Origin of the sequence: Sphingopyxis sp. YF1 (assembly GCF_022701295.1) — a bacterium.
Lineage (GTDB): Bacteria > Pseudomonadota > Alphaproteobacteria > Sphingomonadales > Sphingomonadaceae > Sphingopyxis.
Genome location: NZ_CP033204.1, coordinates 1,443,347 through 1,467,923 on the forward strand (window position 1 = coordinate 1,443,347; position 24,577 = coordinate 1,467,923).

Annotated in this window: 26 protein-coding genes; 11 read left to right on the top strand and 15 right to left on the bottom strand. The window is 66.0% G+C overall.

What is annotated here, in order from left to right:
* Nucleotides 1-2 precede the first annotated feature (2 nt).
* The 7 genes from EAO27_RS06990 (at nt 3) to EAO27_RS07020 (ending at nt 5,837) form a co-directional block, all read left to right on the top strand.
* Nucleotides 3-1,124 carry an NAD(P) transhydrogenase subunit alpha gene (locus EAO27_RS06990; protein ID WP_242778742.1) on the top strand — a complete coding sequence of 374 codons (1,122 nt, stop codon included), beginning with the start codon at nt 3-5 and terminating at the stop codon, nt 1,122-1,124.
* On the top strand, nt 1,121-1,885 hold the full coding sequence (locus EAO27_RS06995; RefSeq protein WP_242778745.1) for a hypothetical protein: 765 nt from the start codon (nt 1,121-1,123) through the stop codon (nt 1,883-1,885). Before EAO27_RS06990 ends, EAO27_RS06995 begins: the two co-directional genes overlap by 4 nt.
* Before the next feature lie 33 nt (nt 1,886-1,918).
* Nucleotides 1,919-2,284, top strand: coding sequence for a PH domain-containing protein (locus EAO27_RS07000; protein ID WP_278190155.1), 366 nt, complete (start codon nt 1,919-1,921; stop codon nt 2,282-2,284).
* 178 nt (nt 2,285-2,462) lie between these two features.
* Complete coding sequence (locus tag EAO27_RS07005; protein WP_242780481.1) at nt 2,463-3,095, top strand: fasciclin domain-containing protein; 633 nt, start codon at nt 2,463-2,465, stop codon at nt 3,093-3,095.
* A gap of 142 nt (nt 3,096-3,237) precedes the next feature.
* Nucleotides 3,238-3,519, top strand: coding sequence for a proton-translocating transhydrogenase family protein (locus tag EAO27_RS07010; protein ID WP_242778748.1), 282 nt, complete (start codon nt 3,238-3,240; stop codon nt 3,517-3,519).
* Between the two features lies 1 nt (nt 3,520).
* Complete coding sequence (locus EAO27_RS07015) at nt 3,521-5,026, top strand: NAD(P)(+) transhydrogenase (Re/Si-specific) subunit beta (RefSeq protein WP_242778751.1); 1,506 nt, start codon at nt 3,521-3,523, stop codon at nt 5,024-5,026.
* A 112-nt stretch (nt 5,027-5,138) separates the two neighbouring features.
* On the top strand, nt 5,139-5,837 hold the full coding sequence (locus EAO27_RS07020; RefSeq protein WP_242778755.1) for an amino acid racemase: 699 nt from the start codon (nt 5,139-5,141) through the stop codon (nt 5,835-5,837).
* Nucleotides 5,838-5,926: 89 nt separating this feature from the next.
* Here the strand turns inward: EAO27_RS07020 and EAO27_RS07025 are convergent, their stop codons facing one another.
* From EAO27_RS07025 to EAO27_RS07050, 6 genes are all read right to left on the bottom strand, one after another.
* Nucleotides 5,927-6,520 (bottom strand): VOC family protein, encoded by a 594-nt coding sequence (locus EAO27_RS07025; RefSeq protein ID WP_242778758.1) that lies wholly within the window; start codon nt 6,518-6,520, stop codon nt 5,927-5,929.
* 22 nt (nt 6,521-6,542) lie between these two features.
* Nucleotides 6,543-7,157: a glutathione S-transferase gene (locus EAO27_RS07030; RefSeq protein WP_242778761.1), complete on the bottom strand. Its 615-nt coding sequence runs from the start codon at nt 7,155-7,157 to the stop codon at nt 6,543-6,545.
* Between the two features lie 109 nt (nt 7,158-7,266).
* Nucleotides 7,267-7,914 (bottom strand): carboxymuconolactone decarboxylase family protein, encoded by a 648-nt coding sequence (locus EAO27_RS07035; protein ID WP_242778764.1) that lies wholly within the window; start codon nt 7,912-7,914, stop codon nt 7,267-7,269.
* A 10-nt stretch (nt 7,915-7,924) separates the two neighbouring features.
* Nucleotides 7,925-8,320, bottom strand: a complete 396-nt coding sequence (locus EAO27_RS07040) for a nuclear transport factor 2 family protein (RefSeq protein ID WP_242778767.1) — start codon at nt 8,318-8,320, stop codon at nt 7,925-7,927.
* Nucleotides 8,321-8,338: 18 nt separating this feature from the next.
* The gene (locus EAO27_RS07045) at nt 8,339-9,634 is read right to left on the bottom strand and encodes an MFS transporter (protein WP_242778770.1); all 1,296 of its coding nucleotides are present in this window, start codon (nt 9,632-9,634) and stop codon (nt 8,339-8,341) included.
* 196 nt (nt 9,635-9,830) lie between these two features.
* Nucleotides 9,831-12,188, bottom strand: a complete 2,358-nt coding sequence (locus EAO27_RS07050; protein ID WP_242778773.1) for a TonB-dependent receptor — start codon at nt 12,186-12,188, stop codon at nt 9,831-9,833.
* A gap of 127 nt (nt 12,189-12,315) precedes the next feature.
* Here EAO27_RS07050 and EAO27_RS07055 point away from each other — a divergent pair, with 127 nt between their 5' ends.
* Both EAO27_RS07055 and EAO27_RS07060 read left to right on the top strand, forming a co-directional pair.
* Nucleotides 12,316-12,822 (top strand): DUF3237 domain-containing protein, encoded by a 507-nt coding sequence (locus EAO27_RS07055; RefSeq protein ID WP_242778776.1) that lies wholly within the window; start codon nt 12,316-12,318, stop codon nt 12,820-12,822.
* Nucleotides 12,822-13,547, top strand: a complete 726-nt coding sequence (locus tag EAO27_RS07060) for a glutathione binding-like protein (protein WP_242778779.1) — start codon at nt 12,822-12,824, stop codon at nt 13,545-13,547. Before EAO27_RS07055 ends, EAO27_RS07060 begins: the two co-directional genes overlap by 1 nt.
* Nucleotides 13,548-13,789: 242 nt before the next feature.
* Here EAO27_RS07060 and EAO27_RS07065 read toward each other — a convergent pair whose 3' ends face one another.
* The gene (locus EAO27_RS07065) at nt 13,790-14,494 is read right to left on the bottom strand and encodes a glutathione S-transferase N-terminal domain-containing protein (RefSeq protein ID WP_242778782.1); all 705 of its coding nucleotides are present in this window, start codon (nt 14,492-14,494) and stop codon (nt 13,790-13,792) included.
* A gap of 4 nt (nt 14,495-14,498) precedes the next feature.
* A complete protein-coding gene (locus EAO27_RS07070) occupies nt 14,499-15,656 on the bottom strand; it encodes a CoA transferase (RefSeq protein WP_242778785.1) in 1,158 nt (385 codons plus the stop codon).
* A gap of 120 nt (nt 15,657-15,776) precedes the next feature.
* On the opposite strand from EAO27_RS07070, the gene EAO27_RS07075 reads away from it, so the two are divergent.
* The gene (locus tag EAO27_RS07075) at nt 15,777-16,697 is read left to right on the top strand and encodes a hydroxymethylglutaryl-CoA lyase (RefSeq protein WP_242778788.1); all 921 of its coding nucleotides are present in this window, start codon (nt 15,777-15,779) and stop codon (nt 16,695-16,697) included.
* 122 nt (nt 16,698-16,819) lie between these two features.
* Here the strand turns inward: EAO27_RS07075 and EAO27_RS07080 are convergent, their stop codons facing one another.
* From EAO27_RS07080 to EAO27_RS07100, 5 genes are all read right to left on the bottom strand, one after another.
* Entirely contained in the window at nt 16,820-17,272 is a 453-nt protein-coding gene (locus tag EAO27_RS07080) for a DUF411 domain-containing protein (protein ID WP_242778790.1), read from the bottom strand.
* 118 nt (nt 17,273-17,390) lie between these two features.
* The gene (locus tag EAO27_RS07085; protein ID WP_242778793.1) at nt 17,391-17,627 is read right to left on the bottom strand and encodes a hypothetical protein; all 237 of its coding nucleotides are present in this window, start codon (nt 17,625-17,627) and stop codon (nt 17,391-17,393) included.
* 28 nt (nt 17,628-17,655) lie between these two features.
* Nucleotides 17,656-18,057, bottom strand: coding sequence for a hypothetical protein (locus EAO27_RS07090; protein ID WP_242778796.1), 402 nt, complete (start codon nt 18,055-18,057; stop codon nt 17,656-17,658).
* 120 nt (nt 18,058-18,177) lie between these two features.
* Nucleotides 18,178-18,663, bottom strand: coding sequence for a Cu(I)-responsive transcriptional regulator (gene cueR, locus EAO27_RS07095; protein ID WP_242778799.1), 486 nt, complete (start codon nt 18,661-18,663; stop codon nt 18,178-18,180).
* A complete protein-coding gene (locus EAO27_RS07100; RefSeq protein WP_242778802.1) occupies nt 18,660-21,194 on the bottom strand; it encodes a heavy metal translocating P-type ATPase in 2,535 nt (844 codons plus the stop codon). The genes cueR and EAO27_RS07100 overlap by 4 nt, the downstream gene beginning before the upstream one ends.
* Before the next feature lie 152 nt (nt 21,195-21,346).
* Between EAO27_RS07100 and EAO27_RS07105 the strand changes: the two genes are divergently transcribed.
* Entirely contained in the window at nt 21,347-21,544 is a 198-nt protein-coding gene (locus EAO27_RS07105) for a heavy-metal-associated domain-containing protein (RefSeq protein WP_242778805.1), read from the top strand.
* Nucleotides 21,545-21,573: 29 nt separating this feature from the next.
* On the opposite strand, the gene EAO27_RS07110 is transcribed toward EAO27_RS07105, so the two are convergent.
* Entirely contained in the window at nt 21,574-22,035 is a 462-nt protein-coding gene (locus EAO27_RS07110) for a nuclear transport factor 2 family protein (protein ID WP_242778807.1), read from the bottom strand.
* Between the two features lie 28 nt (nt 22,036-22,063).
* Complete coding sequence (locus EAO27_RS07115; RefSeq protein ID WP_278190135.1) at nt 22,064-24,391, bottom strand: heavy metal translocating P-type ATPase; 2,328 nt, start codon at nt 24,389-24,391, stop codon at nt 22,064-22,066.
* Nucleotides 24,392-24,577 lie beyond the last annotated feature (186 nt).

Sequence of the window (24,577 nt, forward strand, 5' to 3'; positions counted from 1 at the left end):
GCATGCGCATCGCTGTCCTGAGGGAACTCGCCCCCGGCGAGACCCGTGTCGCCGCGACTCCGGAAACCGCGAAGAAATTCATCGGTCTGGGCGCAGAGGTTGCCGTCGAGGCAGGGGCAGGGGAGCAGGCGTCGATCGCCGATGCCGACTATGCCGCGGCAGGGGCGAGCGTGGGCAGCCGCGCCGACACGCTGAAGGGTGCGAACATCATCCTCGGCATTCAGGGCCCCGATCCGGCGAGCCTGTCGGGCTTTGCCGACGGTGCCTGGCTTGCCGCGGGGCTCAATCCGTTCGGTGAGCGCGCGCGCGTCGACGAATATGCGAAGCTCGGGCTCGAGGCGCTGGCGATGGAATTCATGCCGCGCATCACGCGCGCGCAGTCGATGGATATCCTGTCGAGCCAGGCGAATCTCGCCGGCTACAAGGCGGTGCTGATGGCGGCGAACGCCTATGGCCGCGCCTTTCCGATGATGATGACCGCCGCGGGTACCGTCAGCGCCGCCAAGGCGTTCGTGATGGGCGTCGGCGTCGCGGGGCTGCAGGCGATCGCCACCGCGCGGCGTCTGGGCGCACAGGTCAGCGCGACCGACGTGCGCGCCGCGACCAAGGAACAGATACTGAGCCTCGGCGCCAAGCCGATCTTCGTCGAGACCGTCGCGGGGATCGAGGGCGAGGGCGCGGGCGGCTATGCCACCGAAATGTCCGACGAATATAAGGCGGCGCAGGCCGAGCTCGTCTCGTCGCACATCGCCAAGCAGGACATCGTCATCACCACCGCGCTGATCCCGGGACGCCCCGCGCCGCGGCTGATCAGCGATGCGCAGCTGGCGACGATGCGCGCGGGCAGCGTGATCGTCGACATGGCCGCCGAAAGCGGCGGCAATGTCGAGGGTTCGGTCTCGGGCGAAGCGAAGAAGATCCACGGCGTCACCGTGATCGGCGCGCAGAATATCGCGGCGCTGATGCCCGCCGACACCAGCGCGCTGTTCAGCCGCAACCTGTTCAACTTCCTTTCGGCCTTCTGGGACAAGGAAGCCGGCAAGCCCGTGCTCGACGAGGAAATCGGGAGCGCGGTGCGGCTCACGCAGGGCGGCAAGGTCGTCAACGAGCGGTTGCTGGGGTGAGGCGCGCGCTGATCGGGGGGCTGGTCGCGGCGCTCGTCTCGGCGGGCGCCACGCCGGCGTTTGCGAAGACCAACGAAGACAAGTTCCGCTATCAGTTCAGCACTATTTTCGTTCCCGAAGCCTCGGCGAGCGAGGAGCGGTTGGTTGCCAAGCGGGATGCGTGGTTTTTTGGCCGCCGCACGCCGAGCCTGTCGGTGCGCGTGCTCGGCGACGTCGAGGTGCCCGACGCCGAATTCAGCGATGCGATCCGCAGCGGCGATATGATCATCCTGGCGCAAGGCAATGAGATTTACGGCTGTGAGCGCGATTCGCCGCAGGATACGCTCTGGACCATCTACAAGAAGCTGTGCCTCGCCGACTTCGACAAGGATGGCGCCTTCGAATCCTATTATCTGAACAACGACCATCCCTATGCGGATTTCCATGTCCAGACCGAGGAAAAGAAGGATTTCCGGCCGATGCCGCCGGTGCGATATGAACCCGTCCCGGTCCGCGCCTACGATGAGATGGACGATTATCAGTCCTTCTTCGGTGCTTATGTCGGCTCGAAATTCGCGATCTGTCTTGGCGCGCCCGTGAAGAATTTCGGGCCGATCTGCCTCACGGACGGCGCGAAGATCAAGCCCACGACGAGCTGGCAGACCTTTACCTATCGCGGCGGCATTTTTTCGGTGCGCGAGCATGGTCCCGATCAGTTGGCGATCCGGATCGAGAAGCCGTTCGATGCGTTCGAATATCCGGCCTTCGAACCCAAGCCATAGGGGCCGACAGCGGGAAGCTGGCGGAGACGAAAGATAGGACTTTTCAGCGCGGGCGATATCGATGCGGGCGGGGCGCAGGCCGAGTTTCAGGCTTGGCTGATCGAAGGCGAACAGGTGCTCGCGGCGTTCCGGACGATCCGCGACACGGTGCTGCTCACCAATTTCCGCTTCATCTTCGTCGATGTCCAGGGGCTGACAGGGTCGAAGAAGGATATCCAGAGCGTGCCGTGGCGCTCGGTGGCGCGTTTCTCCTTCGAAACTGCTGGCACCTTCGACATCGACACCGATATGAAGGTGTGGATTTCGGGCTTGGCGGTGCCGATCGAGGTCAAGGTTTCGCGCAAGAGCGATCCGCAGAAAATCCAGCATCTGATGGCGCGGCTGGTCATCGGCTGCTGAGACGAAGCGAGCCTCGCGCGGGGTGAATGGCGAGGCCCCCGATAAAAAATGGCCGATTTCAGCCTTTTCACGAAACTATCCCGGCTTAGGATGTGTCGAGGGTGTGAACCCTGACGTTCAACAGGCTGGAGATTGATTGATGTTGCGTGCGAAATTTTTCGCTGTTCCCGTGCTTGCTATGACCGCTGCCGCGCTGGCCGTTCCCGCGCAGGCGCGAACCGACGAAGAGGCCGCGTCGACCGCGGCCGAAGCCGATGCCGCCGCCGAGTCGATGGAAGGCAGCTGGAACATCGTCCAGAACACGACCAATTCGCCTGAGCATACGACGCTCGCCAAGGCACTCGCCGCTGCCGGGCTGACCGGGACGCTGAGCGGCGCCGGACCCTTCACCGTGTTTGCGCCGACCGACGCGGCCTTTGCCGCGGTGCCGCAACCGATGACCGACTATATCATGAGCCCCGACAACAAATGGGCGCTCGAACAAGTGCTGACCTATCATGTCGTGCCCGGCACGGTCACCGCGGAGGATCTGTACAAGAAGATCAAGACCGGTGGTGGCAAGGCGGTGCTCAAGACCGTCGAAGGTCAGGAGATCAGCTTTACCGAGGTGCAGGGCAATATCCGCGTCGAGGGCACGATGGGCAGCTCGGGCTATGTCACCCAGCCCGACGTTGCGCAGTCGAACGGTACCGTGCACGTCCTCAACGGCGTGTTGATTCCGACGATCACGCCGCCCGCCGCGCCCGCCGCCGATGCCGCCGAACCGGCGGCCGAAGCAGCGCCCGCAGCCGAGGCAATGCCGGCGACCTGATCGCCTGCGACATATTATGTCGTTTCGGCCCCGCATTCCGCCAGCCGGCGAATGCGGGGCCGTCTTTTTGTGGTCTTGGGAGTCGACAGGGTGGCAGCGGCGCGGCAAGAGGTGCGCTCGCGGAATCAGCAGGGGAGCCGCCGTGGATTTCATCTCAATTTTCTCGATCTTCGTCCTGGCGTGTTTCGTCGGTTATTTCGTCGTCTGGTCGGTGACCCCGGCGCTGCACACGCCGCTGATGAGCGTCACCAACGCGATTTCGTCGGTGATCATCGTCGGCGCGCTGATCGCGAGCGCCGCGGCGGGTTCGGCCTCGTCGAAATGGCTCGGCCTTGCCGCCGTCGTGATGGCGAGCGTCAATATCTTTGGCGGCTTCGCCGTGACGTCGCGCATGCTCGCGATGTACAAGAAGAAGGGACGCTGAGATGGACGTCCAAGCGATCCTTTCGGCCGCGACCGGCGGCCATGGCGCGGTAAATCCGTACGCGGCCATCGCCTATCTGGTGTCGGGCATTCTTTTCATTCTCGCGCTGCGCGGCCTGTCGAGCCCGGCGACGGCGCAGAGCGGCAACCGTTTCGGCATGCTCGGCATGACGATCGCGGTTGTCACCACCTTGCTGACGCACATGCCGGGCGGCGGTGCGAACCTGGGCGCGAACAGCATTTCGATGACGATCGATGTGACCGCGCTCGCCGAAATTCTCGCTGCGATCGCTATCGGCGCGGTCATCGGCATCGTGATGGCGCGCAAGATCGCCATGACCGCGATGCCGCAGCTCGTCGCGGCCTTCCACAGCCTCGTCGGTCTGGCCGCCGTTGCCGTCGCCGCAGCCGCCTATCTCAATCCGGGCGCCTTCGGCATTGCCGACGCGGCGGGACAGATTCACACGGTCAGCCGCGTCGAAATGGGGCTCGGTATCGCGATCGGTGCGATCACCTTCTCGGGGTCGGTCATCGCCTTTCTCAAATTGAACGGCAACATGTCGGGTTCGCCGATCATGCTGCCGGGGCGTCACATCATCAACCTCGGCACGCTCGCCGCGATCGTCGCGCTGACCGCTTATTTCACGCAGGACCAGTCGCCGTGGGTGTTCTGGACGATCACGGGGCTCAGCTTCGCGATCGGCTTCCTGCTGATCATCCCGATCGGCGGCGCCGACATGCCGGTCGTCGTGTCGATGCTCAACAGCTATTCGGGCTGGGCGGCGGCGGCGATGGGCTTCACGCTCGGCAACACCGCGATGATCATCACCGGCGCGCTCGTCGGTTCGTCGGGTGCGATCCTGTCGTACATCATGTGTCGCGCGATGAACCGCAGCTTCATCAGCGTGATCGCAGGCGGCTTCGGCGCCGACGCGGCGGCGGGCGACGGCGGCGGCAAGGAACAGCGCCCGTGGAAGCCGGGCAGCGCCGACGATGCCGCCTTCCTGATGAGCCAGGCCGAAAATGTCATCATCGTCCCCGGCTACGGCATGGCGGTGGCGCAGGCACAGCACGCGCTGCGCGAAATGGCCGACCTGCTCAAGAAAGAGGGCGTGAACGTCAAATATGCGATCCACCCGGTTGCGGGGCGCATGCCCGGGCACATGAACGTGCTGCTCGCCGAAGCGAATGTGCCCTATGACGAGGTGTTCGAGCTCGAGGACATCAACGGCGAGTTCGCGCAGTGCGATGTCGCCTTCGTCATCGGCGCGAACGACGTGACCAACCCGTCGGCAAAGACCGACAAGACGTCGCCGATCTATGGCATGCCCGTGCTCGACGTCGAAAAGGCGAAGACCGTGCTGTTCGTGAAGCGGTCGATGGGCGGGGTCGGTTATGCCGGCGTCGACAACGACGTCTTCTACATGGACCAGACGATGATGCTGCTCGGCGACGCCAAGAAGATGGCCGACGACATCGTCAAGGCGCTCAACGGCGGCGGGCACTGACGCTTCGTCGCAACTTTTGCATCCGCCGCTTGTCGGGGGACGCGAGTTTTTCTAGCCATGACCGGGACCGGGCCACCAAAGGCCCGGTCCCGTTGCATTTGGGAGGCATGTTTTGCGCAAGATCGGTCTGATCGGGGGAATGAGCTGGGCGTCGACCGAGCTTTATTACCGCCATCTCAACAAGGGTGTGCAGAAGCGCATCGGCACCTCCTGTTCGGCGCCGATCCTGCTCGAAAGCCTCAACTATTGCGAACTGTCACGGCTGACTACGCCCGAGCAGTGGGACAATGCGAAGGCCATCCTGATCGCGTCGGCGCAGCGGCTCGAAGCCGCGGGCGCGACCGCGCTGATGATCGCCGCCAACTCGATGCACAAGGTCGCCGAAGAGATCGGTGCGGCGATCTCGATTCCGATCCTCCACATCGTCGACGAGACGGGGGAGAAGATGCGCGCCGACGGCATCAAGTCGGCGGCGGTGATCGGGACGCGCAACGTGATGACCGAACCCTGGTTCCGCCAGCGGCTCGTGCGCCACGGGCTGACGCTCGCGCCCTATGACGCCAGTCGCGCCGAAGAGATCGATCGCATCATCTATGACGAACTGATGCAGGGCAAGGCGACCGAAAATTCACGCCGTACCATGCGCACCTTCATCACCGACATCGCCAAGCAGGATGTTCAGGCGCTTGTGCTTGCGTGCACCGAACTGGTGATGCTGGTCGACCCCGACGCCAATATCCTGCCGATCTATGACACGACGCGCATCCATGTCGCGGCGGGGGTCGACTGGATCCTCGGCGACGCGCCCTGACGGTGCTTCTTCCGGCTTCCGCGCGCGATCGGGAATAAAAAATGGCCCGGCGCGGGGCCGGGCCAAGAGGAGTTCCCGAGGAGGAAGATTTATTCGGCCGGGACCGGGGTCCGGCCGGTGATCAGTCCGTCGCGCTTGGTGCCGTCGGCCTGCATCGGGTCGTGCGCGACGTCGCTGGCATCGAAATCCTTGGTCCACGCCGCCAGTTCGAGGCAGACGCCATCGGGATCGAAGAAATAGATCGAGCGGACGAACACGCCGGGGTGCAGTTCCTCGGCCAGGTTGGTTTCGGAATCGTCGTGGTTCAGCACGCCCGAAACCTTGACCCCCTTTTCGACGAGGCGATTGCAATAATCGTCGAACTTTTCGGCCGCGACATTGATCGCGATATGGTTCATCGAACCGTGCGCCGACATGAAATTGCCCTCGCCGGGCAGCGCTTCGGGCGCCGAGATGCCCGGTGCCGCGGCGGGCGCGTCCTTGAACCAGAAGAAGGCCAGCGCGTCGCCGTTGCCGACGTCGAAGAAGAAATGCTGGCCGCGGCCGCCGGGCAGTTCGAGCGTCTTGATCAGCGGCATGCCCAGAATGTCGCGGTAGAATTCCACCGTCTTGGCCATGTCCTTGCACACCAGCGCCAGGTGATTGACGCCGCGAAAATCAAACTCGGTATTGCTTGCAGCCATGATCCGTCTCCTTTGTCGCAAATCAGTTGGTGATGCTGGGGCGCGCCTTCATCCGCTCGTACCAGGCGGCGACGTGCGTGTGCGCGGGGTCGATCGGCTGGCCGACGCCCGCGCCGAAATCGAGGAAAGCGAAGAGCATCAGGTCGGCGAGCGTCAGCCGGTCGCCCGCGATGAAGTCGCGGCCCGCGATCTGCGCGTCGAGCCAGGCGACGCCGTCCTGCGCGACCGCTTTCAGCCCCTCCGCCGCTTCGGGAAGGCAGCGCATGCGGCTTTCGAACAGCGGCAGGCCCTCGGCGTAGCGGAAGCCGTTGGTGAGCGGCTCGCAAATCTTGAGGTCGATCCGGCGCGTCCACATGCGCGTCCGTGCACGCTCTTCGGGGGTCGTGCCGATCAGCGGGGTTTCGGGGAAAATCTCTTCGAGATATTCGCAGATCGCGATGATCTCGCCGAGGAACGAGCCGTCATCGAGTTCGAGCGCGGGGGTCTGCCCTGCCGGATTGACCGTGACATTATAGGGAGGGCGCCGGTTTTCGCCGCCGCGCAGGTCGACCATGACCTCGGGGATCTCGATACCCTTTTCGGCCATGAACAGCGTCACGACGCGCGGGTTGGGGCCGACACTATTATAATATTTCATCTTGTCCTCTCGCCGAGTCTTTTATCATCCCGGGCGATAACCGTCAATTAAATTGACGATTATCGCCCGGGTTAGCCGAGCTGATCCGTGCGGGGCCCGCCGCTGCCGTTTACTGGCCCGCGGGACGCGGCGCGCTGAGGAAGTCGGCGGCGCTGAAGCCCTCGGGCGCCGCGACCTCGACGATCGGATCCTCGCGCGCGTCATATTCCATGCGCAGCGCACGGGTGATCACCGCGTGCATGTCGTAGAGGCAGGTGATGTAGGTGAATTCGAAGATCTGCTCGTCGTTCCAGAAGGTCTTGAGTTTGTCGAACACCTCGAGCGGGACGCGGCCGCCGGCCTGGCTCAGGCAGTCGGCATAGGCGAGCACGGTGCGTTCCTGTTCATTGTAGCAATCGGCGACCTGCCAGTGCGCGATGGCAGCGATTTTCTCGTCGCTGACGCCGAGGCCGCGCAGCGACTTGCAATGCTGCGAGAAGACGAACTGGCTACCCTTGACCCAGCCGGCGCGCGTCTGGCCGAGTTCGCGCAGGACCGGATCGATCGTCCGCGCGGGGTTGCGGTACACCGCGAAACCCTTGACCGCATGTTCGAAAATGTCGGGCGACAGCGCGAACACGGTCCACCAGTCCCCCGGCGTGCCGGTCGCGGTGCCGGGCTCGGCGACGGGGTCGCGGTCGCCGAACAGTCGGTTGTAATAGGCGAGCACGGTCTCGTCGGTGACTTCCGAGCGGGGAACCTGGCGCAATACGGGCATGATCTACTCCTCAGGCGTTTGCAAATTTGCGGAATTCGGCGACGTGGGCGCTGTCGAAATATTCGTCGAGCCGGGTGATCCTGCCATCGACGACCTTGCAGATGATCGCGCAGGGCAGGCGGACCGCGCCGCCGTCGTGGACGCGCTTGCCCTTCAGCACATGCTGCTGGACGAAACCGCCGGGAAAGACCGTCAGTTGCCGGTCGGCATATTCGCGATCGCCGATCCGCGCGACCATCGCGGTCAGGACCTGTGCGGTCTGGTCGCGCGTGACGACGAGCTCGTCGGTGTTGTGCCAGATCTCGGCATCGGGGGTGAAGCTGTCCTTTATCGTCTCGATGTCGCCGGCCTCGATCGCGTCGAAGAAGCGCTGTGCCATTGCGCGGATGTCATCCTGTTCGGCCATGATCCTCTCCCGTCGTTGCTATTCGGCGAAATCCCTGTCGAGATGCCGCGTCATTGCGAATTGCGCAGCCCCGGCGGCGATTACGAAAGGGATGATCGCCATCAGCGCCCAGCGCAGGCTTTCGTCGCCATGAGCGGGTTTCAGCATGTCGCTGACAAAGCCGACGAACAAGGGGCCGAGCCCGAGGCCGATGATGTTGAACATCAGCATCAGCACGGCCGCCGCGGTGGCGCGCGAGCGCGGCGGGGTCAGATTCTGGACCAGCGCCAGCGCGGGCGCGACATAGACGATGCACGCAGCCATCGGGACGAGCATCAGCGCGAGCGAAAGCTGCCAGCTGTCGACGAGCAGCGCGGCGATGAAGGTCGGGACGAGGATCGCGGCGGCGAGCGCCGGGATGCTGCCATAGGCGCGTGGCGACGTGCGTGCGGCGCGGCTGACCAGCCAGCCGCCGGCGAAGGTGCCGATCCCGAAGGTGATTCCTGCGGCGGGCGCGAACCAGGACGTCAGCGCCGACAACGGCATGCCCTGGGTGCGCATCAGGAAGGCCGGAATCCAGTTGAGCATGCCGTAGCTGACGAAGGCGGCCAGCGCGCTTCCGATCATCACCATGCGAAGCGAGCGGCGCTGCATGAACAGCGCCAGCGTGTGCCCGATCGGGACCGCGGCGTCGACTTCCTGGCGCTGTTCCATCTGGCCGCGCGCGGGTTCGCGGACCAGCCAGATCAACAGCGGGGCGACGATGATGCCGACCGCGCCGATGACCAGAAAGGCACCCCGCCAGCCGATCGCCGAGGCAGCCCAGCCACCGAAGGCGGCACCGACGAAGACGCCGAAGGGGCCGTTGAGAGTGAACAGCCCGATGACCATCGGGCGCTGCGCGGCAGGAAAATAGTCGGCGAGCACCGACAGCGACGGTGCGGTGCCGCCCGATTCACCCGCGCCGACGCCGAAGCGCATCAATGCGAGTTGCCAGAAGTTCGACACCATGCCGCAGGCGGCGGTGAAACCGCTCCACACGATGCACGCGATGCCGATCAGCTTCACGCGGTTCCAGCGGTCGGCGATCATCGCGACGGGCACGCCCATCGCGGCATAGAAGAGCGCAAAGGCGAGACCGGTGAGCAGTCCGAATTGCGTATCGCTGAACTGCATTTCGGCACGGATCGGTTCGACGAGCACCGACAGCAACTGGCGGTCCACGAAGTTGATCGTGCCGACGAGGAACAGCATTCCCAGCGCGACGTTCCGGCGCAGGCCCAGCCCGCGATCCGGCGCGGCGGCGCCTCCATTCCCTGCGATCGCCTCTGTCATGACACTCCCCAAAACATCCGATTCCTGTCGTTCGAAAAATACTTAGATATTTAAGTTTATCTGTCAACGCGCTTTACGGTCGGCGCAAATTCGCGCCTGCGGCCGCGTTGCGGGCAACGAAAAGGCCTCCCGGTCCGTGGGACGGGGAGGCCGATCGAAAGCACGGGTGCCGGACGGTCCGCCCGGCACCAGGGTATCAGAAGCTCGCGCCGAGGGTCAGCCCGAAGGTCCGCGGGGCGCTGTAGAAGCGCTGGGTGAAGAATTGTGCGGTCGGGGTCAGCGCCGCGATATAGGTCTTGTCGGTCAGATTCTTGCCCCAGACCATCGCGCGGAAGCGGCCGTCTTCGCTTTCCCAGCCGATCGACCCGTCGACGAGGGTGAAGTCGCCGGTCTTGCCCGCCAGATCGTTGGCGACGGTCGAATAATAGGTGCTGCGATACGACATCGCCGCGCGGAAGTTGAGGGTGCCGGCGCTGCCCAGCGGCACGCTGTATTCGGCCGACAGCTGCGTCTGCCACTTCGGCGCACGCACGAGCTTCTTGCCGGTGTGATCGACGTCGACCAGATAGGTGCCGCCGGGCAGGGCGGTGACGTCGCCGCACGTCGAGGTCGGCGGCGTCGGCGAAGCCGAGGGACCGTCGATGTCGGCGCAGAAGCTGGTGTATTTGGCGTCGAGGTAACCGACGTTGGCCGACAGCCGGAAATTCTGCGTCGGTTTCAGCGTCGCTTCGAGTTCGAGTCCCTTGGTGGTCGCCGAACCGATGTTGAGCTGCGCCGTTTCCTGTCCCGACGCGACGTTGGGGTTGGGGAAGAAGACGCCGAATTCGAGCTGCTTGAACTTGGTCACGAAGCCCGTGAGGTTGAGACGGAGCAGATTGTCGAAGAAATCGCCCTTGAAACCCGCCTCGAACAGGTCGGCGGTATTATCCTCCGTCGGGCCGGCGGTGCTTGTCGTAGCCGAGCGAGCGCCGAAGCCGCCGCCCTTATAACCCTGGCTGAAGCCCGCGTAGAGCATCAGATCGTCGGTCAGGCGATAGTCGAGCCCGGCCTTGAAGGTCATGCGGTCGCGGTCGTAGCCGAGCTTGAAGGCCTTGCCCGCCGCGAGGTTGGTGTTGGCGATCGCTTCCATTTCGGCGAGCGACTTGACGGTCGAACGCGAGGAGAAGAAGGCGGGCGACAGCAGGGTGCCGGTCGGATCGCGGAAATAATCCTTCGATTCCCAGCTCTGCCGCACGCCGAGCGTGATGTTGAGCCGGTCGGTGATGCCGTAGATCGCCTGCGCGAACAGCGCCTTGGCGGTGTTGTCCTGCGCAACGAAATCCTCGCTGCCGAAGCGCAGCGTCGGCGCGAGCAGCACCGGTAGCGTCGGGAAGGCCTGCGCCAGTTCGAAGCTCTGCTTCAGGAAATAGCCGCCGAAAACGAGGTTCAGGCGCGACAATGCGTCGGTGCGATCGGAGAAATCGGACTGCAGGCGCAGTTCCTGGCTGAACTGGCGGTGCGACTGCAGGCGGAAGGTCGGGAAGAAGAAGATTTCCGACTGGTCGAAGTCGCTGTCGTTGAAATCGTCGGTCTCGATATAGCCGGTGACCGACTTGACCTGCCACGACCCCATGTCGAGCCCGATATTGCTGATCAGGCCGAGCTGGTCGGTGTCGTGATCGGCGGGGAAGTCGCGTCCGATCGTGTAGGGGCCGTCATTCGGCTCTTCGAAGCGGAAGACCTGCCACAGCAGCTGGTTCCGGTTCGGCGCGGTGTCGCCGCCCGGGGCGCTCGACCGGTCGCGGACGAGGAATGCCTTCAGGTTGATGTCGAGATTGTCGGTCGGGGTGAACAGCACCGTACCGCGCAGGGTCAGCCGGTCCTGCCCGCCGACCTTCTTGCCGTTGAGGCGGTTGGTGTAATAACCGTCGTACGTCTCTTTGTTCAGCACCAGCCGGACGGCGAGGGTGTCGCGGATAAGCGGCATGTCGACCGCCGCGCGCGCGTCCATGCGGCCGTAGTTGCCGACGGTGACCTCGGCCTGAACGCCCCAGTCGCGGCCGGGGTTCTTGGTATAGGCGGCGATGCCGCCTGCGAGCGAGTTCTTGCCGAACGAGGTGCCCTGCGGGCCGCGCAGCACCTCGATCCGGTCGAGGTCGAAGGTGTCGAGCATCGTCGCGACCGGACGCGTCACATAGACGCCGTCGATCGACACGCCGACCGGGCTCTCCTCGGTCGATTCGATGCCCTGTGCGCCAAGGCCGCGAATGAAGATCGCCGCCGAGTTGGAAAATGTCGCGACCGGCTGGATGCTGACGTTCGGGGTCGAGGGCGCAAGGTCGGTGATGTCGCGCGCCGCGATTTTGGTCAGCGTCTCTTCGCCGAAGGCCGAGATCGCCTGCGGGACGTCCTGGAGCGACTCGTTCTTGAAACGCGCGGTGACGATGATCTCGTCGGTGCCGGCGTCGGCTTCGGGAGCGGCATCGCCGTCGGTCTGGGCAAGGGCCGGCGCGGCGCCGGCAGCCATCGCGACGCTCGCTGCCCCGGAAAGCAGAATTTTCTGGAGAAACCTCATATGCACCCTCCCTGATGTGTGATGGTCGACGGTGGCGGGAAAAGGCTCCTCATCCGTCAATCTCATTGACCCTTAGTATACTAATCGTTTTATGCTTGTCCATAGTCTGACGAACAGGAGTCGAAGCGTGGAGCAGGATTTTTCAGCGGCGGGTATTGCGGGGCTCGCGAGCCGGCATTTGTGCACCGTGGAGTTCGAGGTCGGCGGCGGCATTTTCGGGATCGGCGCGTCGCCCTTTGGTGACCAGCGGATCGGCTATGTCTCCGGTGGCCGGTTTTTCGGTTCGCGAATCAACGGGATCGTGCTGCCGGGTGGTGGCAACTGGTCGCGCGCGGGGCGGCTCGCCTCGGGGAGCGCGGTCGGCACATTCGATGCGCGCGCGGTGTGGCAGACCGACGACGGCGTGCTCGTCTACCTCAGCTACAACGGCCGCAGCGTCGTCCCCGACGACGTCCGCGCCGAATTTTCCGATCCCGCCGGACCGCCGGTCGACCCGGCGCGCTACTATCTGCGAATCGCCCCGGTGTTCGAAACCGCGAGCGAAAAATACGGCTGGCTGAACGGCCTGCTCGCGGTCGGCGTCGGCGAGCGCACCGACTTCGGCGTGCGGCACCAGATCCACGAGATCCTCTGATGATCGACCTTCATTATTCGGCGACCCCGAACGGCCAGAAGATCGCGATCATGCTGGAGGAGATCGGCGCCGACTATCGCGTCATTCCCTATGACATCTTCAACGGCGATCAGCTGACGGCCGAATTCGGGCGCATCAATCCGAACCACAAGCTGCCCGCGATCGTCGATCGGGCGCCCGTGGAGGATGGCGATCCCGTGACCGTCTTCGAATCGGGCGCGATCCTGCAATATCTCGCCGAGAAGAGCGGACGTTTCCTTCCCGCCGCGGGTGCGGCGCGGGCGTCGACGCTCTCGTGGCTGACCTGGCAGGTTGCCGGGATGGGGCCGATGGGCGGGCAGGCGAGCCATTTCCTGCGCTATGCGCCGCCCGGACAGGATTATGCGATCGAGCGCTACACGCGCGAGGTGACGCGATTGCTGACGGTGCTCGAACGGCGGCTCGAAAAATGCGCTTATGTCGCGGGCGACGATTATTCGATCGCCGACATGGCGATCTGGCCGGGGCGTGCGTCGGCGTTCGTCATGGGGCTGGGGCTCGACGAATGGCCCGCGATGCGCGGCTGGTTCGAACGCATCCGCGAACGGCCCGCGGTGGCGCGGGCGATGTCGCGCGAGGATTTGAAACCGCCGGCCAAATATGTCGGCCGGCACCAGAAACTCGATGAGCAGGAATGGTCGAACATGTTCGGCGAGGCCAATCGCGCCGCGGTGCAGGGGAATTGAGGCGGGGTGCCTGCAAACGATCGACCAGGGACATAATCCTCCCCTGTGACGAAGCCATGGGGAGGGGCGGTGCGGCTTGCACGACGCCTGCCCCTCCATCAGCGCTTCGCGCTGCCACTTCCCCATCGCTGCGCGACAGGGAGGAATGACGGGAAGCGCCCGGTTGCCGTCAAGCCGGGTTCCTCAATTTCGCTCTATACGAGCGGGGATCGAAGATGGTCGATCCCCAAGGGCCAATCCTCTCAGCGTTTGGCGTGTTGCCGGTCGCCCCACAGGATCGCGCGATGTTCGTCGGTGAAGCCGGTCAGTCCGCCCTCGATCGTCTCGGCGCGCGCGGTGCCGACCTTCATGCCTTCGGCGACCGCAGGGCGTGCCAGCATGGCCGCGCCCCAGCGCTCGACGTTCGGGAAGCGTCCCGCCTTTTCGGTGAACTGACGGCGCAGGAAGGGCAGGGTGGCCATGTCGGCGATGCTATATTCGTCGCCTGCGAGCCATTCGGCTTCGCCCAGTCTTTTGTCGAGCACCATCATCAGCCGGTCGACCTCGCGGCTGTAGCGCGCGATCGCATAGTCGTGCCGCTCCTTGGTATAATGGGTGAAATGCACTTCCTGCCCGAATATCGGGCCGACGCCCGATAGCTGGAACATCAGCCATTGCCAGCAGGTCGCGCGCTTCACCGGGTCGACGGGGAGGAAGCGCCCCGTCTTTTCGGCAAGGTAGAGGAGGATCGCGCCCGTTTCCCACAATATGAAGCCCGGCCCGTGCGGACCTTCGTCGTCGACGATCACCGGGGTCTTGTTGTTGGGATTGAGTGCGAGAAATTCGGGGGTGAGCTGGTCGCCGGCGAGGATGTCGACGGGTTCGAGCCGCCAGGGAAGCTCCATTTCGAGCAGCGCGATCGCGATCTTGCGTGCGTTCGGGGTCGGGCCGCCATGGAGGGTGATCATCGTGTCAGCCCTCGCGTCCGAGCCAGCGTTTGAGCACGTCGTCGGTGTCCTGTCCGACCACCAGCGGCGCGGGGCGGCGGACGCTGCCCGGCGTGCCCGACAGCTTGGGGAATATCCCCTGCATCCGGATCTCGCCCAGTTCGGCGTCGGGAACCGTGACCAGCGCGTCGCGTGCCGCGAAATGCGGGTCGGCCAGCATATCCTCGGCATCGAAGACGCGGCCGGCGGGCACCGCGGCCTCGACCATTTTCGCTTCGAGCTCGTCGATCGTCAGCGTGGCGGTCCACTCGCCGATCAGCGCGTCGAGTTCCTCCTGCCGCACGCCGCGCGCGCGGTGCGTCGCATAGCGTTCGTCGCTCGCGAGTTCGGGACGTCCCATCGCGGCGACGAGGCGGGCAAAGACGCCGTCCTGATTGGCGCCGATCAGATATTCGCCGTCCCGGCACGGATAGACGTTCGACGGCGCGATACCGGGCAGCGTCGAGCCGGTGCGGCGCCGTTTGGTGCCGCTCGCCGAATAGTCGGCAACGGTCGATTCCATCACCTGCAGCACCGCTTCATAGAGCGCCGAGTCGACGATCTGGCCTTCGCCGGTCTTGCTGCGATGGTGGAGAGCGGCGAGCGCGCCCATGCAGCCGTAGGTGGCGGCGAGCGTGTCGCCGATCGACACCCCCATCCGCGCGGGAGGCAGGTCGGGGTAGCCGACGATGCCGCGCCAGCCGCCCATCGCCTCGCCGATGCCGCCGAAGCCCGCGCGCGACGAATAAGGACCCGTCTGGCCGTAGCCCGACACGCGGACGACGATCAGCCCGGGATTGGTCTTGCGCAGTTCGGCGGGGTCGAGATTCCATTTCTCGAGCGTGCCGGGGCGGAAATTCTCGATGAGGATATCGGCCTTGGCGATCAGCTCGCGCGCGAGCGCCTGGCCCTCTTCGCTGCGCAGATCGACCGCGACCGAATATTTGTTGCGCGCGATGACGCGCCACCAGCTCGGCTTGTCGCCCTGGCCCCAGTTGCGCATCTGGTCGCCCGTCTCGGGCGGTTCGAGCTTGACGATCTCGGCGCCCATGTCGCCGAGCAGCTGGCCGCAGAAGGGGCCGGCGATGAGCTGCCCCATCTCCACCACCCTGATGCCTTCCAGCGCACCCCCGTTGTACGTCATTGCATTCCTTTCGGTGCCCGCGCCGTCCTATGAAGCATCATGCGGCCGCTTGTGCATCACTCGATCTGGATTCGATATACTTAGAATGCTATGTATTTGGCAACCACCTAATCGATACGCATGAAGATTGGAAAGTTCGTGAAGCAGAAAAGCGTCGAAATCGTCGAAGTCGGTCCGCGCGACGGGCTGCAGAATGAGGCTCTTGCGGTCGCCACCGCCGACAAGGCGGAGCTGATCCGGCGTGCGATCGATTATGGTGCGCGCCGCATTGAGGTGACGAGCTTCGTCAACCCCAGGAAAGTGCCGCAACTCGCCGATGCCGACCAGCTTGTCGCCCTGCTGCCCGAGCGCGACGACGTCACCTATATCGGTCTTGTCCTCAACCGTCGCGGCGCCGAACGCGCCATTGCGACGGGACGGATCGACGAACTCGGCGCGGTGTGCGTGACGAGCGACACCTTCGGGGTCCGCAACCAGGGACAGAGCTCGGACGAATCGCTCGCTACCGCGATGGAGATCGTCGGTCTGGCCAGGGCCGCGGGCCGCGGCGGCCAGATCACCATCGCCACCGCCTTTGGCTGTCCGTTCGAGGGCGAGATCGCGATCGGCCGCGTCGTCGAGATGGCGAAGCGCGCGGCCGATGCGGCGCCGCGCGAGATCGCACTGGCCGACACGATCGGCGTCGGCGTGCCGTCGCAGGTCGCCGAGATGGTCGGGCGCGTCCGCGACGCGGTGGCGGGGCTGCCCGTGCGCGTCCATTTCCACAATACGCGCAATACCGGCCTCGCCAATGTCTGGGCGGCGGTGGCCGAAGGCGCCGCGACGGTCGACGCTTCGCTCGGCGGCCTTGGCGGCTGCCCCTTCGCGCCGGGTGCGGCGGGCAATGTGCCGACCGAGGATGTCGTCTACATGCTCGAACGCGGCGGCGTGGCGACCGGGCTCGACCTGTCGCGGATCGTCGGCGGGGCGGGCTGGCTCGGCGAGGTGATGGGGCGTCCGCTGCCCGCGATGGTGAGCAAGGCGCCGGCGTTCCCGGGCTGATCGCCCGTATCGGCAGTCCGGCTCCACCTCGAAGCTTCTCCAGCAGAAACGGGGCGGCGATGCGGGGCGGCGATGCGGGGCCGGTCGCGCTGTGCGGCCGGCCCCTTTCCGGTTTGCCGGGGTCAGTGTTTCGCAAACACCGCCTGTCGCCCCGGACCGAATGCGATCACCGAATAGCGGTCGGGTCTGCGGCCGGGGGCTTCCATCCCGGGGGTGCCGATCGGCATGCCGGCGACCGCGATACCCGTCATCCCCTTGGGGGGCGCGGCGAGGAAGCGTTTGATGTCGGCGGCGGGGACATGCCCCTCGACCACCGCGCCGTCGATAAGCGTCGTGTGGCAGGCGCGCTGTGCGTCGGGTACGCCCGAACGCTTGACCAGCGCGGCGCGCGCCGGGTTATCGACCAGTTTGTATGTCCGGCCGAGCTGCCCCGCGACCTGCTTTGCCCAGACCCCGCAGCAACCGCAGCCGGGATCGCGATGCACCGTCATGCCCCCCGCAGCCTGCGCGGCGGCAGGCGTCATCGCGGTGGCGGCAAGAGCGGCAAGGGCGAGATGGAGTTTGTTCGATTGCATGGGATATCCTTTTGCACGGCATCGCAAGGGCGCCGCCGAAGGGCAGGGCCGCGCCGTGCTGTCATTTGGGAGAAAGCTCCCCGGGGCGACGGAAACATCACCCCGGGGAAGGCCGTTGCTATTTCCTGGCCGGGGTGTCGCCGGACTTCGCGGTCATGGCCGCGTGCGTCTTCTTGCAGCGTTCTATCATCTTCGCGTCGGGCTTCATCTTGCCGTCGGCCATCATCGCCTCATGTCCGGGCATCGGCTCGCCGGCCGGTGCCGGGGTGCCGTGCCCCGCATGCGCGGGTTCGGCGACCTGCGCAGCGGCAGGGGTTGCGACCGTCAGGGCGGCCGCGATCAAAAGGATGTTCATGAAAATCTCCGAAAATATGCTGTTGGGTTCAGATTTCGGAGAAAGGGCGCGGCGGTCGGATCTCGGTTTCGGGGGTGATGCCGGCCAGCCTGCGAAGCGGGCCGCCGACAATCTCTGCCGCAGGTGCGTGGATCTGCCGGTCTGCGGCGGCGGGCGGGAGGAAGAACGGCCCGCAGACGCTGACGCAAATCGTCGGCGTACAGAGTGTTGCGCCGTCATCCATGGCGGGGCAGGCGCTTTCGGTGCCGGCCTGCGAACATTCGTTCATCTGTGCCATGGCGGCCGCGTTCGGGGTCGCGAGCGGCGCGGCGAACAGCGCGAGCGCGACGAGCAGCGACGCGGCGAGCCGGATCAGCAGGGCCTTGCCGCCCCACGGGGGCCGGGCGCGGCGTTTGTGCGGGGGAGGGGAGAGTGGCTCGGCTTGGCTCATCGCTGGGTGTCCGTACGTCGGGACGCCGCATGCGACATGCCCTTGATCATGATACGCACGCCGTTGCCCACCCCCTCAAGCGGCCTCGGTCCCGATGCGGATTTTCCGGTGCGCACCATGCTAGCGGGTGCGTTTCGCGGCGCTCGGTTGCCGTGCGGTTTGCCCGCCGGGCTTGCCGAAGCGTCGCGGCGCGCGCGCGGTCGCCGACGGCGCGCCGTCGCCTTCGGCCAGCCCCTCGATGATCGGGCAGTCGGGGCGATCGTCGCCGTGACAATGGTCGGCCAGCGTTTCGAGGGTCCGCACCATTGCCTCGATTTCCGCCATCTTGTCCTTCAGCCGTTCGACATGTTCGAGCGCGAAGGCCTTGACGTCGGCGCTCGCGCGGCTGCGGTCCGACCAGAGGTCGAGCAGGCCGCCGATCTGTTCTACGGTGAAGCCGAGGTCGCGCGCACGCCGGATGAAGCGCAGCCGGTGGACGTCGGCTTCGTCATAGTCGCGATAGCCCGAATCCTGCCGCGCCGCGCGGGGGATGAGGCCGGTCTGCTCGTAATAGCGGATCATCTTGGTCGAGACGCCCGACATTTCCGCGGCGCGGCCGATGTTCATGACGCATCTCCCCCTGCGTGGCGCCCGACGGCGATCGCCGGGCGAAACGCCTTGAGCCGGAGCGCATTGCTTAGCACGAAGACGCTCGAGAGCGCCATCGCGCCCGCCGCGAAGATCGGCGAGAGCAAGGTGCCGTTGAACGGGTAGAGCGCACCCGCGGCGACCGGGATCAGCGCCGCATTATAGCCGAACGCCCAGAACAGATTTTCCCGGATGTTGCGGATGGTCGCTTTCGACAGTGCGATGGCGTTGACCACGCCGCGCAGGTCGCCCGACATCAGCACGACATCGGCGGATTCGATCGCGACATCGGTGCCGGTGCCGATCGCGAGACCGACATCGGCGGCGGCGAGCGCGGGCGCGTCGTTGATCCCGTCGCCGACGAAGGCGATCTTGCGCCCGCCCGCGCGCAGCCGGTCCAGCGCCGCGACCTTGCCGTCGGGCAGAACTTCGCCGACGACCTCGTCGATACCCAGCGTGCGCGCCACGGCCTCGGCGGTCGCCCGGTTGTCGCCGGTGATCATCGCGACCTTCAGCCCCAGGTCGTGCAGCGCGCGGATCGCCTCGGGCGTCGTGTCCTTGATCGGGTCGGCGACGGCGATCACCGCTGCAAGCCGGCCGTCGATGGCGGCATAGAGCGGCGATCGGCCCAGCGCGCCGAGTTCGCCCGCCTTGCCCGCGAAGGCCGACACGTCATGGCCCAGCTGCGTCATGAAGCGGTCGGCGCCGACATCGACATCATGATCGCCCACCTTTGCCGACGCCCCATAACCCGGCGTGGCTTCGAACGCTGTCGGCGATGCCACGACGAGCCCGCGCGCCTTCGCGGCAGCGACGATCGCCTCGGCGATCGGGTGTTCGGACCGCGTCTCCACGCTCGCGACCAGCGCCAGCACCTCGTCATATTCGAAGTCTGCTGCGGGTTCGAGGTCGGTCAGTTCGGGGCGTCCCTTGGTCAGCGTGCCGGTCTTGTCGAGCGCGACGATGCCGACGTCGCGCAGCGTCTGCAGCGCTTCGCCCTTGCGGAACAGCACGCCGAGCACGGCGGCGCGGCCGGTTCCGACCATGATCGAGGTCGGCGTGGCGAGCCCCATCGCGCACGGGCAGGCGATGATCAGCACCGCGACCGCGTTGATCAGCGCAAAGGTCAGCGCGGGGTCGGGGCCGAAGACCAGCCAGATCAGGAAGGTCAGCGCCGCAATCCCCATCACCGCGGGGACGAACCATGCGGTCACCTTGTCGACCATCGCCTGGATCGGCAGCTTCGACCCCTGCGCCTGTTCGACCATGCGGATGATCTGGGCGAGGACGGTGTCGGCGCCGACCTTGGTCGCGCGGAAGGCGAAGGCGCCGGTGGTGTTGATCGTGCCGCCGACGACTTCGGCGCCTGCGGCCTTGGCGACCGGGACCGGTTCGCCGGTGATCATCGATTCATCGACATAGGAATTTCCGTCGACGACTTCGCCATCGACCGGCACGCGCTCGCCCGGACGCACCTCGACGATGTCGCCGCTGACGACGTCGGCGAGCCCGACGTCGACAACCGCCCCGTCGCGGACGACGCGCGCGGTTTTGGCCTGCAGTCCGACGAGGCGCTTGATCGCCTCCGACGTCCGCCCCTTGGCCTTGGCCTCGAGATAGCGGCCGAGCAGGATCAACGCGACGATCACCGCGGCCGCCTCGTAATAGACGTTGGCGGTGCCGGGGGGCAGGACGCCGGGCGCGAAGGTGGCGACGAGCGAATAGCCCCATGCGGCGCTCGTGCCGAGCGCGACGAGCGAATTCATGTCGGGCGTGCCGCGCAGGATCGCGGGGATGCCCTTCCGGAAAAAGCGCAGCCCCGGACCGAACAGCACCAGCGTGGTGAGCGCGAACTGGATCAGCCAGCTCGTCTGCATGCCGATCGTGGTCATCACCAAATCGTGGACGGCGGGGATGAGGTGCGAGCCCATTTCGAGCAGGAACACCGGTAGTGCCAGCACCGCCGCGAGCAGCAGCGAGCGGCGGAGTTCCGACAGTTCGGCCTCGCGCGCGGCGGCTTCACGATCGGGCGCCGCCGCATCGGTTTCGAGCCGGCGCGGTGTGTAGCCCGCGCGGCGGATCGCGGTTTCGAGATCATCGAGCGAAGCGATACCGCCCCGATAGCGGATGCTCGCGCGTCCGGTCGCGAGGTTGACACTGGCCGCCGTCACGCCGCGAACGCCCGACAGCGCCTTTTCGACATGGCCGACGCACGAGGCGCAGGTCATCCCTTCGACCCCGAGTTCGATATGGATTTCCGGCACATGGTAGCCGGCCTGTTCGATCGCCTGCACGACGGCGCTCGGGTCGGGCGTGCCCGCAAAGGTCACGTCGGCGCGCTCGGTCGCAAGATTGACGCTGACGTCGGCGACGCCCGGCAATTTGCCGACCGCCTTTTCGATATGACCGACGCACGAGGCGCAGGTCATGCCGGCGACCGCGACGCTCATCTGCGTCGCTTCGCTCGTCGGAGCGAGGCCTTTCCGCTCCAGTTCCATCACATTGGACATCGCACCTGACTCCGGTTTCGTTCGTTTGACCGGAATGTGGGGTTTCCAACGATGGTAAGGTCAAGGGCCAAAAAATACCCGGCGGAGCCGTTGACCTTGCCACGATGGCAAGCCCCATCTGTGCAGCTCCATCAATATCCGGAGGTTCCAAGATGATCCGTTTCGACATTCCCGGGATGACGTGCGGCGGCTGCGCGCGCACGATCACCGCCGCCATCCATAGCGTCGATGCACAGGCGCGCGTCGATATCGATGTTGCGGCCAGAACGCTTAACGTCGAAACCGGCGCGGATCGCGACACGCTCGCCGGGGCGATCCGCGAAGCCGGCTATGAGGTGGCGACCGGCTGACGCGAGCCGCGCGTGCCCGGCTCGCTCGTTCAGGCCTTCGGCTTGCGCGACGAGCTGTGGAGGCTGACGATCCGCCACGCGCCGTCGGCCCATTTGAGCACGCTCGTCGCCACGCCGTCGCGCACGATCCGTTCGCCGTTCGCGAGCGTGATCGTATAGGAATAGGTTTCGGTGGCGAGCGCGATATCGCCTTCGCCGCGTACCGCGACCTTGTAGTCGCCGAGGACGAAGGACTGGAAGGCCTTGAGCTCGGGGCCGAGATGATGGTCGCGATACCGGGCGGAATTGCCCTCGACGCCGCCATTCTCGAAGATTTGCGCGTCGGGGGCGAACAGCCGGTCGACCGAGGATATGTCGCGCTTTTCGAGCGCCGCCTTATAGTCGGCGAGCACCGCCGCGGCGCCGCGATAATCGGGGTGCCCTTCCGCAGCCGTCGCGGGAGCGGCAACGATCGGCGCCAGTATCAGCGCGGCGGGCAGCAATATCCTCATGGTCACAACCTCCTGACGTTGGTTCGGGTCAGATTTTCGCAAATCGCAGGCGCAGCGAATTGCCGATGACGCTGACCGAAGAGAGCGCCATCGCCGCGGCGGCGATGATCGGCGACAGCAACAGGCCGAAGGCGGGGTAGAGAATGCCCGCCGCGACCGGGATGCCCGCCACATTATAGGCAAAGGCGAAGAAGAGATTCTGCCGGATGTTGCGCATGGTGGCATGGCTGAGGTGGCGCGCGCGCACGATCCCCATGAGGTCGCCGCGCAGCAGCGTCACGCCCGCGCTTTCGATCGCGACGTCGGTGCCCGATCCCATCGCGATCCCGACATCGGCGGCAGCGAGTGCGGGGGCGTCGTTGACGCCGTCGCCCGCCATGGCGACGACGCGCCCCTCCGCGCGCAGCCGCTCGACCACCGCGCTTTTCTGGTCGGGCAGGACCTCGGCCTCGACGTCGGCGATGCCCAGTTGCCGTGCGATCGCCTCGGCGGTCTTGCGGTTGTCGCCGGTCAGCATGATCACGCGGATGCCGGCTTGCCCGAGCGCGCGGAGCGCCGCCGGCGTGGTGTCCTTGATCGGGTCGGCGATCGCGATGACCCCCGCGGCGACGCCGTTTACCGCGATGAAGATCGCGCTCGCGCCGTCACTGCGCAGGCGGTCGGCGGTATCGGCGAGGGCGGAGAGATCGACATCATGCTCCGCGAGAAAACCGGCGTTGCCGGCAAGGACGACCTTGCCCCCGACGACTCCGATGATGCCCTTTCCGACCGGCTGGTCGACCGCCGACGGCTCGTCGGGAACCAGGCCGCGGTCGCGGGCGGCCGCGACGATCGCGTGCGCGAGCGGATGTTCGCTCGTGCGTTCGAGGCTGGCGGCGACGCGCAGCACTTCGTCCCCGGCGAAACCGTCGGCGACCTCGATCGCGACGACCGACGGCTTTCCCTCGGTGAGCGTGCCGGTCTTGTCGACGACGAGCGTGTCGACCTTTTCCATGCGTTCGAGCGCTTCGGCATTTTTGATGAGGACGCCCGCTTCGGCGCCGCGGCCGACACCGACCATGATCGACATCGGGGTCGCGAGACCGAGCGCGCACGGGCAGGCGATGATGAGGACCGAGACCGCGGCGATCAGGCCATAGGCCATCGCCGGCGCCGGCCCGACCAGCGACCAGATGATGAAAGCGGCAACCGCCACCGCGATAACGATCGGCACGAACCAGCCCGATACCGAATCGGCGAGGCGCTGGATCGGAGCGCGGCTGCGCTGCGCGTCGGCGACCATCTGGACGATCCGCGCCAGCATCGTGTCGCGGCCGATCCTTTCGCTGCGCATCACCAGCCCGCCGGTCTGGTTGATCGTGCCGCCGATCAGGGCCGCGCCCGGCTCCTTCGTCACGGGCATCGATTCGCCGGTCACCATCGATTCGTCGACCGTCCCGCGCCCTTCGGTCACGATACCGTCGACCGGGACCTTCTCGCCCGGACGAACGCGCAACAGGTCCCCGACGGCGACCGCCTCCAGCGCGATTTCCTCGTCGCTGCCGTCGGAGCGGACGCGCCGGGCCAGTTTCGGCGTCAGGTCGAGCAGCGCGCGGATCGCGCCACCCGTGGTTTCGCGCGCGCGCAGCTCGAGCACCTGCCCGAGCAGGACGAGCACGGTGATCACCGCCGCCGCTTCGAAATAGACCGCGACCGAACCGTCGGCGGCGCGAAAGGCATCGGGGAAGATGGCCGGCGCGAGCGCGGCGACCATGCTGTAGCCCCAAGCGACACCGGTCCCCATCGCGATCAGGGTGAACATGTTGAGGCTGCGATTGCGCAGCGACTGCCACGCACGCTCGAAAAAGGGCCAGCCTGCCCAGAGCACGACGGGGGTCGCGAGCAGCATCTGGATCCAGTTGCTCGTCTGGCGGCCCAGCATCATGTGCAGCCCGGTCAGGTGGCCGCCCATTTCGAGCGCGAAAACGGGGAGCGCGAGGGCAAGGCCGACGCGGAAACGCCGGCGCATATCGCGATATTCGGGGCTCGGGCCGTCGGTCATGGCGGGCATCACCGGTTCGAGCGCCATGCCGCAGATCGGACAGCTGCCCGGCCCGGGACGCTGGATCTCGGGATGCATCGGACAGGTCCAGATTGCGCCTTCGGGCGCCTCGGCCGGCGCCGAGGCGCCCGCCCCGTGATAGCGATCCGGATCGGCCTCGAACCTGGCGCGGCAACCGGCGCTGCAAAAATAGTGGTGAACCCCGGCGTGCGTGACGGAGTGAGGTGTCGCCGCGGGATCGACGGCCATTCCGCAAACGGGGTCGGTGACCTTCGGTGCTCCGCTGCTGCTGCCTTGCTGACGCTCGTGCTCCATCGCCTGAAACCTCCTGCTCGCAGGCGCCGCACCGTCTCGTCGCAGCATGACTTCTGCGTTCGTCCCCTGAAAATACGCGCGAGCCGCGTGTTTCCCTCAAGGGCCCCGCAAGGGAAGTGGTTGCGTTGGCGGATTTTCGGGCGACGGAGGCGAAACGGGCGGGCCGCTCTTGGCAGGTGGCCAATG

Excerpts from the sequence above, each read along its gene's own strand:
- EAO27_RS07100 (WP_242778802.1), bottom strand. The coding sequence starts at position 21,194 with ATGTCCAATGTGATGGAACTGGAGCGGAAAGGCCTCGCTCCGACGAGC.
- EAO27_RS07040 (WP_242778767.1), bottom strand. The coding sequence starts at position 8,320 with ATGGCCGAACAGGATGACATCCGCGCAATGGCACAGCGCTTCTTCGAC.
- EAO27_RS06990 (WP_242778742.1), top strand. The coding sequence starts at position 3 with ATGCGCATCGCTGTCCTGAGGGAACTCGCCCCCGGCGAGACCCGTGTC.
- EAO27_RS07065 (WP_242778782.1), bottom strand. The coding sequence starts at position 14,494 with ATGATCACCCTCCATGGCGGCCCGACCCCGAACGCACGCAAGATCGCG.
- EAO27_RS07015 (WP_242778751.1), top strand. The coding sequence starts at position 3,521 with ATGGACGTCCAAGCGATCCTTTCGGCCGCGACCGGCGGCCATGGCGCG.
- EAO27_RS07060 (WP_242778779.1), top strand. The coding sequence starts at position 12,822 with ATGATCGACCTTCATTATTCGGCGACCCCGAACGGCCAGAAGATCGCG.
- EAO27_RS07075 (WP_242778788.1), top strand. The coding sequence starts at position 15,777 with ATGAAGATTGGAAAGTTCGTGAAGCAGAAAAGCGTCGAAATCGTCGAA.
- EAO27_RS07045 (WP_242778770.1), bottom strand. The coding sequence starts at position 9,634 with ATGACAGAGGCGATCGCAGGGAATGGAGGCGCCGCCGCGCCGGATCGC.
- EAO27_RS07105 (WP_242778805.1), top strand. The coding sequence starts at position 21,347 with ATGATCCGTTTCGACATTCCCGGGATGACGTGCGGCGGCTGCGCGCGC.
- EAO27_RS07005 (WP_242780481.1), top strand. The coding sequence starts at position 2,463 with ATGACCGCTGCCGCGCTGGCCGTTCCCGCGCAGGCGCGAACCGACGAA.
- EAO27_RS07115 (WP_278190135.1), bottom strand. The coding sequence starts at position 24,391 with ATGGAGCACGAGCGTCAGCAAGGCAGCAGCAGCGGAGCACCGAAGGTC.
- EAO27_RS07035 (WP_242778764.1), bottom strand. The coding sequence starts at position 7,914 with ATGCCCGTATTGCGCCAGGTTCCCCGCTCGGAAGTCACCGACGAGACC.
- cueR (WP_242778799.1), bottom strand. The coding sequence starts at position 18,663 with ATGAACATCGGCCGCGCCGCGGAAATGTCGGGCGTCTCGACCAAGATG.
- EAO27_RS07110 (WP_242778807.1), bottom strand. The coding sequence starts at position 22,035 with ATGAGGATATTGCTGCCCGCCGCGCTGATACTGGCGCCGATCGTTGCC.
- EAO27_RS07030 (WP_242778761.1), bottom strand. The coding sequence starts at position 7,157 with ATGAAATATTATAATAGTGTCGGCCCCAACCCGCGCGTCGTGACGCTG.
- EAO27_RS07025 (WP_242778758.1), bottom strand. The coding sequence starts at position 6,520 with ATGGCTGCAAGCAATACCGAGTTTGATTTTCGCGGCGTCAATCACCTG.
- EAO27_RS07090 (WP_242778796.1), bottom strand. The coding sequence starts at position 18,057 with ATGAGCCAAGCCGAGCCACTCTCCCCTCCCCCGCACAAACGCCGCGCC.
- EAO27_RS07070 (WP_242778785.1), bottom strand. The coding sequence starts at position 15,656 with ATGACGTACAACGGGGGTGCGCTGGAAGGCATCAGGGTGGTGGAGATG.
- EAO27_RS07080 (WP_242778790.1), bottom strand. The coding sequence starts at position 17,272 with ATGCAATCGAACAAACTCCATCTCGCCCTTGCCGCTCTTGCCGCCACC.
- EAO27_RS07050 (WP_242778773.1), bottom strand. The coding sequence starts at position 12,188 with ATGAGGTTTCTCCAGAAAATTCTGCTTTCCGGGGCAGCGAGCGTCGCG.
- EAO27_RS07085 (WP_242778793.1), bottom strand. The coding sequence starts at position 17,627 with ATGAACATCCTTTTGATCGCGGCCGCCCTGACGGTCGCAACCCCTGCC.